This window comes from Neobacillus niacini (genome assembly GCF_046591715.1).
Lineage (GTDB): Bacteria > Bacillota > Bacilli > Bacillales > Cytobacillaceae > Neobacillus > Neobacillus niacini_L.
Genome location: NZ_JAWVNQ010000021.1, coordinates 1 through 15,341 on the forward strand (window position 1 = coordinate 1; position 15,341 = coordinate 15,341).

The 15,341-nt window shown below is 41.2% G+C and carries 9 protein-coding genes; 6 read left to right on the forward strand and 3 right to left on the reverse strand.

Translation table 11 applies throughout. From position 1 onward, the window contains the following. Window positions 1–219: 219 nt before the first annotated feature. A complete protein-coding gene (locus SFC47_RS24230; RefSeq protein WP_411257129.1) occupies window positions 220–1,842 on the reverse strand; it encodes an ATP-binding protein in 1,623 nt (540 codons plus the stop codon). 341 nt (window positions 1,843–2,183) lie between these two features. On the opposite strand from SFC47_RS24230, the gene SFC47_RS24235 reads away from it, so the two are divergent. Further along, the gene (locus SFC47_RS24235) at window positions 2,184–2,561 is read left to right on the forward strand and encodes an aminoacyl-tRNA hydrolase (RefSeq protein ID WP_411257130.1); all 378 of its coding nucleotides are present in this window, start codon (window positions 2,184–2,186) and stop codon (window positions 2,559–2,561) included. A 50-nt stretch (window positions 2,562–2,611) separates the two neighbouring features. On the opposite strand, the gene SFC47_RS24240 is transcribed toward SFC47_RS24235, so the two are convergent. Next, window positions 2,612–3,064, reverse strand: a complete 453-nt coding sequence (locus tag SFC47_RS24240; RefSeq protein WP_411257131.1) for a staygreen family protein — start codon at window positions 3,062–3,064, stop codon at window positions 2,612–2,614. Window positions 3,065–3,263: 199 nt separating this feature from the next. Further along, entirely contained in the window at window positions 3,264–8,789 is a 5,526-nt protein-coding gene (locus SFC47_RS24245; protein WP_411257132.1) for a pullulanase, read from the reverse strand. Window positions 8,790–9,257: 468 nt separating this feature from the next. On the opposite strand from SFC47_RS24245, the gene SFC47_RS24250 reads away from it, so the two are divergent. The 5 genes from SFC47_RS24250 (at window position 9,258) to SFC47_RS24270 (ending at window position 15,336) form a co-directional block, all read left to right on the forward strand. Then, a complete protein-coding gene (locus SFC47_RS24250; protein ID WP_411257133.1) occupies window positions 9,258–10,169 on the forward strand; it encodes an ArsR/SmtB family transcription factor in 912 nt (303 codons plus the stop codon). 572 nt (window positions 10,170–10,741) lie between these two features. Further along, window positions 10,742–11,725, forward strand: coding sequence for an ABC transporter substrate-binding protein (locus SFC47_RS24255; RefSeq protein ID WP_411257134.1), 984 nt, complete (start codon window positions 10,742–10,744; stop codon window positions 11,723–11,725). A gap of 62 nt (window positions 11,726–11,787) precedes the next feature. After that, a complete protein-coding gene (locus SFC47_RS24260; protein WP_411257135.1) occupies window positions 11,788–13,341 on the forward strand; it encodes a sugar ABC transporter ATP-binding protein in 1,554 nt (517 codons plus the stop codon). Beyond that, window positions 13,328–14,311 carry an ABC transporter permease gene (locus SFC47_RS24265; RefSeq protein WP_411257136.1) on the forward strand — a complete coding sequence of 328 codons (984 nt, stop codon included), beginning with the start codon at window positions 13,328–13,330 and terminating at the stop codon, window positions 14,309–14,311. The genes SFC47_RS24260 and SFC47_RS24265 overlap by 14 nt, the downstream gene beginning before the upstream one ends. A 17-nt stretch (window positions 14,312–14,328) precedes the next feature. Further along, window positions 14,329–15,336 carry an ABC transporter permease gene (locus tag SFC47_RS24270; RefSeq protein WP_411257137.1) on the forward strand — a complete coding sequence of 336 codons (1,008 nt, stop codon included), beginning with the start codon at window positions 14,329–14,331 and terminating at the stop codon, window positions 15,334–15,336. The last annotated feature ends 5 nt before the right edge of the window (window positions 15,337–15,341 follow it).

Genomic DNA, 15,341 nt, shown 5'->3' on the forward strand with positions numbered 1-15,341 from the left:
GATATGTCCTTCATCCGGGGTCTTAAGGACAAATCGTAAGCGCCGCCAGTAGGATATGTCCTTCATCCGGGATCTTGAGGATTGTACGACAATAATATTAGAAAAACGTGGTCCGATGTTAAAGTTATTAAAAAGGCTGTCGAGGTTTCTCGACAGCCCGACAGCACCATTTTACAAAAAGGTGCTGTTTTTTAGATGAACATTGGTTTGTGTGGTAATTTAGCTGACTGTAGGCAAAGTAATTCTGACTTCTGTACCTTTATTGACCTCACTGCTAATCTTAATCGTTCCATTATGTTTTTCAATAATACGGTTCGAAGTTAATAACCCAAGCCCTGTTCCCTTTTCCTTGGTTGAAAAGAAGGGTTCGCCAATCTTCCGTAATCGTTCTTTCTCAATTCCGCATCCATTGTCAACAAAGGTAATTTCTACTCCACCTTCTGGGACATCCCGTAAATTGATAAAAATGTCTCCGTTACTTCCAATCGCTTCAAGCGCATTTTGAAAAATATTAATCAACACTTGTTTAATCTCATTTGGGTTACACATGATTTGGTAAGAATGATTTAATTCTGAGTGAATCATAATATTTCTCAAGTTTGTTTGACTCTCAAATAGAGTAATCACATTTCTAATGAGAGTAACAATATCATGAGGAGATTTAGGTGAGTTTTGATTTGGTTTTGCCAATGATAGATATTCAGAAACAATCGACTCCATTCTCGATATTTCACTTAACATGATTTGTACGTATTGGTGATCATATTCTCGGTTTTGTTCAGCTAACTGCAAAAACCCTTTGATGGAGGTGAGAGGGTTTCTGATTTCATGGGCAACACCCGCAGCAAGCTCACCAACGACTGCAAGCTTTTCTGATCTTAGTACCAGGTCATATGCCTTCCTTTGTTCTGTAATATCGCGGCCAATCACTAATAAACTTTTCCGGCTGCCATCTGAAAAGAAAGTAGGAACTTTTATGATATCGAAAATAGCGTAGAATTGATTTTCTATCGACAGCTCCAAATCGAATCGATAAGGAGTGCCTTTCTCCCAAGAAATTTCATCGTTCGAAAAGCAATTTTGGAAATTTCTAAACCATTCATTTTGGAAGAAAAGTTCGTCTAGATGTTTATTTTTATAATCAATGTTTTCCAATTTAAATAGGGCTTTGGCATAATGATTCATTTCAGTAAATTTTCCGCTGCCATCCTGTATATAAATTAAATCGGGCATAGAATTGATAAGGGCTAAAATTTGTTGTTCGTTATCCTTTCGTACTTCTTCCTTTTTCGCATGATCATCTCTTTCAACCGCTCTACTATAGCGAATTTGCAGGAAGGCTACGAGAAAGGTAACAGCAAGTGTAAATAAAAAGTAAGAAAAGTCACCATCACGATAAGTATAATTAAGACGCTCTTCGAGTTGATAAAAATAAGCACCAATAAAAATACTAAGAATGCTCATAAAAATGACGGGACGGTAATCATGATATAAAGTTAAAATAAAAATGACTAAAAAAATGAGATAAAAGTTAGAGATTACCGGTTCAAAATCAATTAGTACAAAGGTAACAAATGACATCCCCAGTACACATAAATACATGGTTTGCTTAATAAACTGTTTTCTCAAAACGAAAATGGATATGGTGCCACAAACTAATATCCCGCTTCCGAAAAGCATCCCGATAAACTGAGGATCTTTATGTTTTAAAATTTGGACCAACATACACAGAATAAAGCAGCCCCATAAAATACGGATTAACAAAACATTTTTACTATGAATTTTTTCAATATCCACCTTTTTCACCTGCCTTTTTAGAACATGCATGAGATGCCTTTTCATTACACGTTATTATGCTTCAATCATATACAATTCACTAATGGACGCTAAACATTTATAAACGAGGTTTTTAAACACCTGAATCCTACAAAAAAATTATATTAAATATAATAATATTATCATAGAAAAAATTAGATGGATAATAACGGTAATTACAACATTAAGGCAGATGAAGCTAAAGAAAATAATCCTTCATCGCTTTCGGGACATGGGGACGGTTCTCTTGGTCACTAGCGAAGTGATGAGAATCGAACTACGACTAAGGCGTTTCTAAAATCCGGGTTTAAGTTAGTTTTCCAAAAGAAGCATAGCTTGTATGATAGAAAGATATCGATAATAAAGGAATGATCATAAAGATGGATAAACGTGACCTGGTTCAATATTTTATTGTAAATCAAGATTTAATCATGTCGAAGGGGAAAACAGCTGCCCAAGTGGCTCATGCGGCAACACTTAGCACAATTAACATGCTTTCTCCACAATCTCCTTTCCCTGATAGACACCAAGACTTTGTAGAATGGGTACAGACAGGCATGAAGAAAATTATTTTAAAGGGCAAACAAACTGAGCTTGAGAAGTTAGAAAATAAAGGGTTTTTCAGTATTCATGATAGTGGATTAACCGAAATTAAATCCGGTTCATTGACCGTTATAGCACTGCCGCCGATGGAGAAGTTTGAAGCAAAAGAAATCGTTGGGCACCTAACTCTATTGAAAAACTAAGTGACCATGGGGACGGTTCTGCCGGTCTTTTATTGCCAGCAGAACCGTCCCTATGGTCTTTTCTCGAAGGTTCCCCAATTCTCTTGTTTTGCTAGGTGAGGGTAGCTGGACATGAAGGTGACGATTATGGATGCATGATCGAGGAGAGGATAGGTATCAAATAGAAGCCTATCGCCATATCGAATGGCTGTCAGTGCAAGAGGTAATTCACGTCTAAAGATTTCGGTGCGTTTGGCTGCTGTATTTTCGTTATATTCGCCTTGGTCGATATAAAGATAAACGCAGTAAAGTAAAGAGTTTCCGTTAAATCTCCATTCGCCTAATACTTCATCTCTCATAGCAGGATTGATTTTATCCCAGGCATACTGAGTTCCAATGGTTAAAAATAATTCACCTGTTACATCAGAGTGAGTTAGTGTGTAACGTCTTTGAATAATTGGCCCCTTGGCGGTAACACCGTTCGTGAACTCTACCGATAGTTTTTCAGGTTTGAATTGGCTCAAGAAATCAACTCCTATCTATATTGTATATTCTTATGCTTATTTTCATTGGTTGGGACCATGGGGAGGGTTCGTGTGGTCACTACTAAACTAAATAGGACCAGGAGAACCGTCCCCACGGTCACCCCTCCCACGGAAACCTTGGACAACAAAGAGAGACCATGCAAAAAGCATGGTCTCTTTTGTTTATGTTCGGTTTATCCTATTTGCTTTTACCAGGATTGTCGGCCACTTTGATTACGATTGTTGTTAATGGATCAATGGTCAGTGATCCATTCTTAAGTGTGAAGCCTGACTTTTTGGAAACTGGGGTTTTGCCTGCTTCGTCGCTGTCGACTACTACCTTGCCTTTAGAGAGGTTAACGTCTCCAAGTGTCAAAGTGCGTGTCTCAGTATCGGCATTGACGAACACATAATAGCTTCCAGTATCGTCCGTGGAAACAGCTTTGTACGCAATCACAAGGTCTGTATCCTTTATTTCAGGCAGGTCAAGCAAACTCACATTTTGGTTCACTAGCTGCTGGTCGCCTAAACGGAAAGCGTTGGTTGATTTCCTTAGTTCAATCAAACCTTGAGTAAATTCGCGCGTCTCTGTATTGATTGGATATTTTTTCTTATTCACAGCCTTCTGCCAGTCAAACATATTGATGGCATCGGATGAATCATAAGAATCGTGAATAAAGTATCCAAATGACTTACCTTGCTCATCTTTTAGTTCATGGTATTTCTGCTCAGGCACCCCTTCACCGAGCCATTGCTTGGTCCGGCCGTATTCCTGTCCTGCATGGAGGAAGGCGGTTCCCTGTGAAGTCAGAATCAGGGAATTTCCAATCCGGATCCGTTTATGGATTTCCAGGTTGTTTTCCGGAATAGAAGGATCTTTCTTAATTGATTGGGCGATAACATCATAAAGTGTCAGGTTGTCATGTGCCTCAATATATTGAACCATATCGCCAGGATCATCCTCAGCTGTGTTAGACGGCTGGCCTTTAATGTTATTAAAAATTGTATCAATGCTTCTTGCTCCGCCAGTAATGAATCGTGGCTCGCCTTCTGAACCGAAGCCAGATTTCAACTCATTGCGGATTTCATCAGAGAATACTCCCACATTATCCGTCTTATCCATCCAATCCTGGTCCGCGCCCATTCCTTTTAGCTCAGGCTCGCCGATATGACCGGCAAATGTTCTCCAGCCTTCACCGATGAACAGGGCATCTGGATTGATGGAAGCTGCGGCATCATACGCATTTTGGATGGAAGGATAGGTAGCATCACCCATCATGTCAAACCTCATGCCGTCGATTTTATACTCATCAAACCAGTATTTAACCGAGTCGACCATCAGCTTTTCAGCCATTTTATGGCTAGTTGCCAGGTTGTTTCCGAAGCCGCCAAGGAAGTTGCCCTTATCGTCTTGGAAAGCAAAGTAGTTTGGAACAATATCATTTAACATGCTTGCTTTTGCCATATGCGTGTAAACGACATCAAGAACAACACCCATCCCAGCATCATGAATACCATCAATCAATTCTTTCAACTCTTTCACGCGCTTCTCAGGATTGCTTGGATCTAGAGAATAAGCACCGTCTGGAGAGAAGTAACTATGAGGGTCATAGCCCCAATTGTATTCATTTCCTCCAGCGGAGTAGTTCAGCTCTCGCTGGCCCATTTTCGTTTCATCGCCATAATACCAAGCCATAACAGGAAGCAGCTGGACATGTGTGACGCCCATTTTCTTCAGATAATCGAGTTTATCAATAAAGGCTCTATAGGATCCCCAACGGGCATTTAAATCCCCTTCGATCGATGGGTCCGCAGTAAAGTCACGAATATGTGCTTCGTAGATGATGGCATCTTCGCGTTTTTCATAGCCTTTAATTTTTGCAAAATCAAAGCCTTTCGGGTCTGTGCCACTCAGGTCAACAATCGCTGCCTTGCCGACAGTATCTCCATCAGGACCCGCTTCACCTTTCGTATTGACCGTAAAAGCTGCCATTGACTTGGCATAAGGATCAAGAACTTTGTTGGTTACTCCATCATTGGTTACTTCATATTGGTAAAAATAACCCTTTAAATCAGCTATATCCAAGTTGCCCGGATCAACCTCAATAGACCAAATTCCTTTTTCACCCTTTGTGAGCTCTACCGTGCCGATTTGCTCCGCTGCATTATCTTTATTAAAGAAGTTTGCCACAACCTTGCTAGCTCTTGGGGCCCAAAGTTTCAGAGTTACAGAGCCGTCTTTATAAGTCGCACCCAGGTCATTTCTATCGTATCCGTACATAGAATCTAGCATTCTCCAGCCCGTCGTAGCTGAAACAGTTCTGCCTGCATAAGTAACGGATAATGGAAGTTTTTCAAGGTCGAAGGAAGCTGTTACTTTTGCTGAAGAAGCACTTGTAATTTCAACAGATTCAATTGATACTGCTCCGCCGTCAGCATCCTTGATTTCCAGTGCTTCCTTCAAACCATCTGGTGTCAAACCATCTGTCATCGTAAAACCTAGCAGAATACTATTCTCAGAAATGACTTCTGCTTTCGTGATTCCTGTTGCCTGCTCCCAATATGGAGAGATGTAGACATTGTTGTCACCTTGTTTAATCCATAGATGATTGTATTTGTCCAGCAGGTTGAAGGACTTGTCTCCAGCATCTTTACCAGTATCGCCTTTGGTTACATCCATCACAAGGAATCCAAGGCTTTTCGCACCTTGTGCAAGCTTCACGTCAACATACGCACCGTAGCGGTCTGTACCAGAGAAAAGCGTTGCACCTGTCGGCCAGTTGGCAGATGGTGATTCCACATCACCCCAGAGCCATGCGCCGTAATTTCCATAATCACTGTTGTCACGAACATAATGGATACGGACTGTGTTTTCCGGCAAATCTACAGGCTCATAGTTGTAAACTGTGTCGGATCCTTGTTTGATCCAGATTTCGTTCATTTCTGGTGATGTAATGGTGAAGCCTTTGTCTCCGCCGTCTTTACCAGCATCACCTTTGGTTATATCCATAACCAAGAATCCAATGTTTTTCGCGCCTTCTTTAAGCGGCACATCAATATAAGCACCGTAGATGTCTGTTTTTTCAAACATCGTCGCTCCAACCGGCCAGTTGGCAGAAGGGGAAGCAACATCATTCCACAGCCATGCACCGTAATTTTCATAATTACCGTCACTACGGTTGTAGTGGATACGAAGGTGATTTGCAGGAACTGGTTCTACACTGCCATCACCATCTTCACTGTCAGCAGCTTTTGCATCAGTAATGTTTCCGCCATCAACGGTAAGCAGAACTGTACCGCCATCAGCTTTTCCAGGGATGGTCAAAGTAACGGTTCCATTTTCCGAAGCACTGTAAGTTTTGTTTGAATAATGGTCTGTCACCACTGCGTCTTTTGCGTCCAGGGTAAAAGTAACTTCCTTAGGGCTGTCTGCAATGTTCAAGCCGACATAGGCTGCTTCGTTTTCGTAGTTTCTTGCAAAAACAAGGAACTTGTCGCCGTCAGAGCCTCCGATTGTCAAGCGTTCACCTTTTGCAAACACCTCAGAATGATCAGCTCTAAAGTTCAAGACCTTTGTATAGTGTTCAAGGACATCATTGTTTTCTACCTGATCCCAGGCAAGGTCATAACGGTTGTCATACTGTGGATAGTTGTTCGCGCCGCTTTGGCCAAGCTCTTCGCCGTAATAGATAACCGGCTGACCCTTGGCTGTTGCCTGCAGAGAGGCTGCCAGCTTCAGCTTGCCTTCGTCATTTCCTTCCTTGAACAGGAACCCATCTTCGTCATGGCTTCCTAGGAATTGGCCAAGAGATGCAGTATTATCGATTTTTTCATTGCGTGCAATCAGGGCATCGTTTGCACCCTTTAGGCTGCCGTTAACGAAATTGTGGGCGATGTCTTTAAAACCAAAGTCGAGCAGGGAATCCATCATTCCTGACTCAAGATATCCGCCTTTATTATCGGCACTGCCGCCCCAGAATTCACCAATCATTTTGTGTTCTGGCATGATTTTAGTCAGTTCATTTTTAAAAGCCATTAGAGTAGCATCTTCCACGTGTTTTACAGTATCTACACGGAAGTAGTCGATGGTATTTCCTTTATCTGTTCTAGACTTTTCAATCCAGTCTGTCTGCCAGTCAATGATTGCTTTTCTTACAGCTGGATCTTCCGTTTTTAAATCAGGAAGGCCTGCGAGTTCCCCAACAACCTCATCAGTTCCAACATTCGAACCTTGGCGGAGAAGGGAGCTGAATACTGCTCGGTCTTCGTCCGTTGGGTAGCCTGACGGCGGATTTGCTACAGTTCCATCTATCTCTTTTAATCCATAACCCGTATGATTTACTACCACGTCGAGCATGATTTTGATGCCGCGTTCATGGGCGGAGTCTATCAGTTGATGGAAATCTTCCATACTGCCAAAGTGTGGGTTCAATTCTCCAAAATTGTTTGCCCAGTAGCCATGGTAAGCATAGTAAGAATGTCCTTCCGGGTTGTTATAGCGCGCATCGTACTTAATATTGTCGACAATTGGAGAGATCCAGATGGTGTTAACCCCAAGCTCGTCCAAGTAATCCAATTTTTCAGTGATGCCTTTAAAGTCTCCGCCCTGGTAGGTTCCGCGGTCGCCTTTGGCATCATAATTCTGGTTATAAGGGTCGTTGTTTGACACATCGCCATCAAAGAAGCGGTCTGTCAGCATGAAATAGATGATGCTTTCATCCCAGTCAAAGTCACTTTCCCCCACGGCCTGGCGGGCTTTCACCTCAACTGAAGTAGAACTAGTATAGTAGTTTCCATAGGAGTCAATCACAGTAAGAGGAATTGTTTTCGTTCCCGCTGGGATATCGTCATCCACGGCAATGGTGATTTCCTTCAGAGCCGGGTCAATCTCAAGCTTCTCAGGTCCGCCAAGGGAAGAGATGTCGGCAAACATTTTGCTGACTTTCAGTTCATCCGTCAAGCCCTCTACATCAACAGAGAGAACGGCATTTTGATTATAGTCAACCAGTGCAGGCTGAATGGTGCCTGTCACCGTCAAATCAGCTTTCTGGAAGTCTATAAAAGAAACTCCGTCAACAGTGTTGTAAGGATCACTGACTTCTTCCGTTGTGCCATCTTTTTTGGTCACAAGGTAGGAATATTCGTTTTTGCCATTTGGAATGTTGTTATATGTGACGACAAATCTCTCATTCTCTGGTTCAAACGTCATTGGTGTTGTTTTGCCATCAAATTTTAATTCTACTTTTTCGATGGTGTCCATAGCATCGTTTGCAAAAAGTAGTTTATCGCGATAATAGAACGACGCATTTCCCTTATCAATAACAGGGGAGGATCCATCAGGAACGATACGGATTTGTTCCACTCCACTTGTAATGTAAGCTTTTGTAATACTATCATTCTTATTAACCGGAATGAATCGGTCGCCAAATTCCTTCTGTGCTGTATTCCAGTCATAGGTGCTGCGAAGGACAAAGCCCATTTGGGTGGTTTCTGAGCTTACGGGAATACTAACGCTGGCATATTTGTCGTTATAGGAATCAAAATTCACTTGACCATCAGCGACACCCGTATTCCAAGTCCAAATATTCCAGTCGCCAAATGTCTTATCTTCACGGATGTACGTGAACCGAATCTCGCGTTCAGTTGAAGCCGATGTCTCCGCCGTCTCCTCGGCCGCAGAAGCTTCCAGGCTTGGGAGATAAGGAATCCACAAGCCGAGAAGCATAACGACCGTCATAATCACGGAGAAAGTCCTTTTTGTGCTTTTTTTCATTAACTGATATACCCCCTTTAAATTATTGATAGGGAAGGATAAGAGCGGTTGTCTGGGAGTCAATTGCGAAAGAGGTCTGTTACTCTTAGAGTACCCTAGTGTGCAATCGTTTGCGCAAATTATAAAAAAAGAAGAAGCATGTCCTTCAAGGTTCCAAAAATCTACTAGTTAGATTCCTTTCAGAACATAATATAGAAACTTCTTAATCTATTTATTTTAAGATAGTAATCGCTTACAAATGTCAATAACCACCTATGCAAACGATTGCATTTTTACTATACAATAAAAACAGTCACACGACAATCTGAATTTTTAGCAGCTCTGGAATGACGCGAAACCGTTTACAAATAAAACAGTGTTTTTTACCATAAAAAACTGTATAATATTAAAAAAATTTAAAAAATGATGGGAGGGTAAAAATTGCTAGAGTTAACCATCGACGAATCTGATCGCCTTATTAAAGTAGCACATGCCTTGGCATCAGATATTCGGATTTCAATTATAAAATTACTCAACTTTCAAAAGTTAAATATTCTAGAGATCGCTGAAAAGCTAGAGCTCCCTGTTTCAACGATTGCGTCTAATATAAAGGTTTTAGAAGTTTCGGGACTTATCAAAACGGAGATACAGTCAGCTACTCGGGGAAAGATGAAGGTTTGCTCAAGAAATTTTGATGATATTCATATGGTTCTAAATATGAATATTGGCCACAATGACCCAAAACATTATTATGAATTAGAGATGCCGATTGGGCATTATGTTGATTGTGAAATTACACCTACATGCGGAATCATCAACCAAAAAGGAGTGGAGGATGATCTTTCCTTATTTTATCATCCAGATCGGACTTCAGCTCAATTAATCTGGCTGCGTCAGGGCTTTCTTGAGTATCGTTTTCCAAGGTCAGTTTCCAGCAGTGCTAATATCGAGTCGCTTCAATTTTCAATGGAGCTTTGCTCAGAGGCGCCAAACTATGATCATCATTGGCCATCCGATATTACACTCTGGATTAATGATGTAGAGATATGTACGTGGACATGCCCAGGCGACTTCGGTGATCGAAGAGGGAAACTAAACCCGACGTGGCTCCGGGATAACCATACCCAGTACGGATTGTTAAAGAATTGGAAGGTAGACGATACTGGCAGCTATTTAGATGATGTTAAAGTTTCACCGATCACACTAGAGGATATTGATATTTTTCAGCAGCATTTTATTAAGTTAAGAGTTGGCGTTAAAGGTGATGCTGTGAATGTTGGGGGAATTAACTTATTTGGTAAAGGGTTTGGGGATTATGATCAGGACATTTTAATGAGAATTATCTATTCCTAAGCAGGTTTCAAAAGGTCTCTTTTATTACAATTTATTGTGATAAAGGTGACTTTTTTTTATGGTTTTTTGTATAAGTAGAGTTATAAATTATATATTAAAATAATTTAGAAAAAACTTAAAATTTTTACATAAAAAGGATTGACCTTTTTAAGGGGAGACTTTATCATTTAGTTACAGTGTTTATGTTTGAAACAAAAAATCGGTAATAGTGAGTGGAATGTCCCAGTTGGAAAGATATTGGAACATGATAAATGACCTAAAACACTTGTATTACCGCATTTTTATCGTAATTGCCTCCTTTTTGAGGGTGAATTTTTTTACATAATTTATTCAGAATATTCTTTAAAATGAATTGTAAGGGTATTCACAGTTGAAAAGGGTTTATTCTATCGCTTTTAGGCCGCGGATCGGCTGTTGATTCCGCAAACAGTAATTGTTATTCATTTTATAATATTTACTACCCAAAAAGTTATAGGGTTTATGAGTTGTTAATAAAACTAAATATTCAGTCACCTGGTTATACTTATTCATTTTATAAAAATTAATTTAGGGAAAATGAGGAGGAAATCAAAATGAAAAAGAAGTTTTTAATTCCGTTGTTCTCTGCTGCAATGATTGCTTTGGCTGGTTGTTCGAGCGGGTCAGATACGAGCGGGGCAGCAACAAACACTGCAGGGGATGATGGTGAATTGGTTGTTGGCTGGTCTCAGATGGAAAACAATAATCCATGGAGGATTGCGGAAACAAAGAGTATCCGTGAAGAAGCTGAGAAGCGCGGCATTAAGATGGTTTACTCTGATGCGCAAAGTGATACAGCAAAACAAATCTCTGATGTTGAGGATATGGTCGCACAGGGAGTCGATTATATTATTCTAGCTCCCCGCGAATTTGAAGGACTTACACCTGCGTTAGAAACGGCTAAAAAGGCAGATATTCCTGTCATTCTTGTTGATAGAAAAGTAGCTGGAGAAGCTGGAAAGGATTATGTAAGTTTCCTAGGTTCTAATTTCATCGAACAAGGGCAAAAAGCTGCTGATTGGCTGATTGAAGAAATGGGCGGTAAAGGAAATATTGTTGAATTAACAGGAACTTCTGGTTCTTCCGTAGCAATGGATCGTCAAAAAGGATTTGGTGACAGGCTGAAGGAAAAGGCTCCAGACATGAAGGTTATCGCTTCACAAACAGGTGACTTCGCACGTGCGAATGGACAAAAGGTTATGGAGAACCTGCTTCAATCCGAAGGCGATAAGATTACCGCGGTTTACGCACATAATGATGAGATGGCGATTGGCGCAATTAATGCCATCAAAGCAGCTGGAAAAGTACCAGGAAAAGATATCATCATTGTCTCTGTGGATGGAACAAAAGATGCCCTGCAGGCAATCATTGATGGTGAAATGGGTGCAACGGTTGAGAGTTCTCCATTCTTCGGACCAAGTGTATTTGATGTAATCAAGGACCTAGAAGATGGCAAAGAAGTAGAAAAAGAGATTATTATCGAGGACCGCTTTTTTGATAAGTCCAATGCGAAAGATTTCGTAAAAGAAGCATATTAACAACATCCTGTATTTCGCAAGGATCGCACATGTGATCCTTGCGAAAGGAAAGGGGGAAGCAAATGGGTACAGAGCTGTTGCTTAAAATGGAAAACATCGTAAAGGAATTCCCGGGTGTAAAAGCGTTAAAAGGGGTAGAGTTAGAGATTAATAAAGGCGAGGTTCATGCCTTAATGGGTGAAAATGGTGCAGGTAAATCCACTCTGATCAAAATTTTGACAGGTGTTTATCATCATAATGAAGGAAGTATTTCTCTAGATGGACAGCAGGTAGCCTTTAAAACACCCATCGATGCCCAATTGGCGGGGATTAGTACCATTTACCAAGAGGTTAGTCTCATTCCTTACTTAAGTGTTACAGAAAATATATTTGTAGGCCGAGAGCCAAAAACAAGATTTGGAACGATTGATTGGAAAAAAGCTCATAAGGACGCTAGTGAAGTGCTGAGTAATATGGGAATTTCCATTGATGTCAGGAAACCGGTTAATACCTATAGCACGGCCCTCCAACAAATGGTTTCCATTGCCAGAGCGATTTCCATGAAAGCGAAGCTGGTCGTCATGGATGAACCTACCTCTTCCCTGGATGATAAAGAGGTTGAAGTCCTTTTCAAGGTGATTGAAAAGTTAAAAAGAGACAATGTTTCGATCATTTTTGTCAGTCACAGGCTCGATGAAATCTATACGGTTTGCGACCGAATTACCATTCTGCGTGACGGTTCCTTTGTGGGAACATGGCCGATTAGTGAACTTTCGCAAAATCAATTGATTGCTTCGATGATTGGGAAGAGCGAAGCGGAAGCCGCGCAGTTGACCAAGATGAAAGAAGTGGTAAACAAATCGAATGAAAAAATTGTCATCTCCCTTGAAAATGTAAAACAAGGAAATCGGGTTACGGATGTGAGTTTTGAATTACGTAAGGGCGAGGTTCTTGGTTTAGCGGGTCTCCTTGGTTCTGGAAGGACGGAAACAGCGAAGGTTATCGCGGGTGTTACTTCCCCTGATGGCGGCAGCTTAACTTATCAAGAACAATCCATGAAATTCAAATCACCAGGTCATGCGATTAAATCCGGTGTTGCGATGTGTACGGAGGACCGAAAAGCAGAAGGTATTATTCCAAACATGTCGATTAGAGAGAACATCACGCTGGCCAATCTTAAAAACTTTTCTTCCTTTGGTTTTGTATCAAGAAAGAAACAAGATCAGGTTGTTAATGAGTTTATCGAGAGAATGGGCATTAAAACGCCTAGTGCCGATCAAAAAATTAAAAATTTGAGCGGCGGTAATCAACAGAAAGTTTTACTGGCAAGGTGGCTTGCTCTTAATCCAAGTTTGCTTATTCTAGACGAGCCGACACGAGGCATTGATGTCGGGGCGAAATCAGAGATTCATTCACTGATTAGTGACCTTTCCCGCGATGGCTTAAGCATCCTCTTGATTTCTTCTGAATTTGATGAACTGATTCACAACTCTGATCGGATTGTGGTCTTGAGGGAAGGCAGGAAAATCGGTGAGTTAACAGGGAAGGAACGAACCCAGGATAATATCATGAAAGTCATTGTTGAAAACCATTATTCCGAAGAAACCAGAGAGGAGGATCAATATGCAAGAGTCTAATGTAAAAACAGCACAAATCAATCCTCCTTTTGCAAAAAAGGCGCGGATTTCTTCTAATAAAGACCTAGTCAAAACGTTTGCGCTGCCGATTGTCATTTTGATTCTCTTCTCGTTGAACAGTATCTTTACAGATAACTTTTTAGCAGCTGCCACCATATGGAATATCCTCCTGCATGTATCCACCACGGCACTTGTTGCCATTGGGATGACACTGGTAATTGCCACTGGAGGCATTGACCTTTCTGTTGGTGCGGTAATGGCTATTGGAGCAGTCGTTTCTACTTTCCTGCTTGATTATAATATTTTTGTGATTATTATAGGCACCATCTTAATTTGTGCATGTATTGGCTTATTCAATGGCGCGATTATTTCCTATCTGGGAGTACAGCCCATTGTTGTAACCCTGGCGATCATGATCGCTGGCAGAGGAATAGCGCAGGTAATGACGGACGGTTATCTTGTTACTTTTTCTAATCCTGCCTTTGAATGGATTGGAAAAGGGAAGATCTTGAGCATTCCTGTCCCGGTCATTCTCATGTTTTTAGTGGCTATTGCGGCGTTTATCATCATCCGCTATATGACGTTTGGCCGTTATATTGAAGCGATTGGTGACAATGAAAAGGCAGCAGCTCTGGCTGGTGTAAATGTTAAAAAGGTCAAAATGATTGTTTATATTGCTGCAGCAGCTCTAGCAGCACTAGCTGGAATGATTGAAACAGCAAGGCTGGCCGCGGCGGATGCAACCAGAATCGGTGAATTGATCGAAATGGACGCTATCGCAGCCGTTGTCGTAGGCGGAACATTAATGACAGGCGGAAAGCCATTTATTTGGGGAACGGTATTTGGTGCGATTCTAATGGGAATCATCACGGCCACCTTCAATATGAACAACATTCCGTACTCGTATTCATTGGTAATCAAAGCCGTGATTATCGTAGGAGCCATTTACCTTCAAAGAGAAAATAAATAGCAGGGAGGTGCTTACCGTTGAAAACAATAGCGAATCAGCCTACAAACAAACTGATTGGAAATCCTGGAGCATTTTTTCAAAAGCAGGGTGCCTTACTTGCCTTAGTGCTGCTGATTATTTTTGCTTCTATTAAATACGATAACTTCCTAACCAGCCTAAATATCATGAATATTTTAAAACAAAACAGTATGATCGGGATCGTCGCGATTGGAATGACATTTGTCATCTTAATGAAAGGCATCGATTTATCGGTTGGTTCATTGCTTGCACTTGGCGGCGTAATGGCGGCAACACTTTCGCCTTACGGTATTTTCGCTGCCGTACTGGTACCGATTTTGATTACAACACTGTTAGGTTGTATCAATGGATGGATTATTGCAAAACTTAGAATGGAACCTTTCATTGTGACTCTTGCGATGATGATTGGAGTCAGAGGATTTATTTATGCGTTTACAGAGGAAAAGACCATCTCGGTTGTTCCGGAACAAAAACAGTTCTTCCTTGATTTAGGCAATGGAGCATTTATCGGAATTCCAAATCCGGTGTGGATTTTTGTGATCATTTTAGGATTAGCTTCCTTCATTCTTCATCAAACGAAATTTGGCCGAAATGTATATGCGATTGGCGGCAACGAGGATGCTACCCGCCTGATGGGAATTCGTGTCGACCGAATGAAAATTATGGTTTATGCCTTGAGCGGTGCATTGGCAGGGTTCACAGGAATTATTCTTGCCGGCCGTCTGGGCGGAGCTGCACAGCCGGTTGCAGGTAACATGTGGGAGTTGGACGCGATTGCAGCCGTCGTCATTGGCGGAACACTTCTTGTAGGCGGACGCGGCGGAGTGTTTGGAACATTTGTCGGTGTCATGCTTTTGGGTGTGGTATTGAACGTCATTAACCTGCAAGGAACACTGGATTCTTGGTGGCAGCCTGTCATTCGAGGAACCTTTCTGTTAGCGATTGTTATTATTCAAGCACAGCTAATGAATCAGAAAAGTGTTTTTATAAAGAAGAAAACCGATTAAATCAG

Excerpts from the sequence above, each read along its gene's own strand:
- SFC47_RS24255 (WP_411257134.1), top strand. The coding sequence starts at position 10,742 with ATGAAAAAGAAGTTTTTAATTCCGTTGTTCTCTGCTGCAATGATTGCT.
- SFC47_RS24265 (WP_411257136.1), top strand. The coding sequence starts at position 13,328 with ATGCAAGAGTCTAATGTAAAAACAGCACAAATCAATCCTCCTTTTGCA.
- SFC47_RS24260 (WP_411257135.1), top strand. The coding sequence starts at position 11,788 with ATGGGTACAGAGCTGTTGCTTAAAATGGAAAACATCGTAAAGGAATTC.
- SFC47_RS24245 (WP_411257132.1), bottom strand. The coding sequence starts at position 8,789 with ATGCTTCTCGGCTTGTGGATTCCTTATCTCCCAAGCCTGGAAGCTTCT.
- SFC47_RS24235 (WP_411257130.1), top strand. The coding sequence starts at position 2,184 with ATGATCATAAAGATGGATAAACGTGACCTGGTTCAATATTTTATTGTA.
- SFC47_RS24230 (WP_411257129.1), bottom strand. The coding sequence starts at position 1,842 with ATGAAAAGGCATCTCATGCATGTTCTAAAAAGGCAGGTGAAAAAGGTG.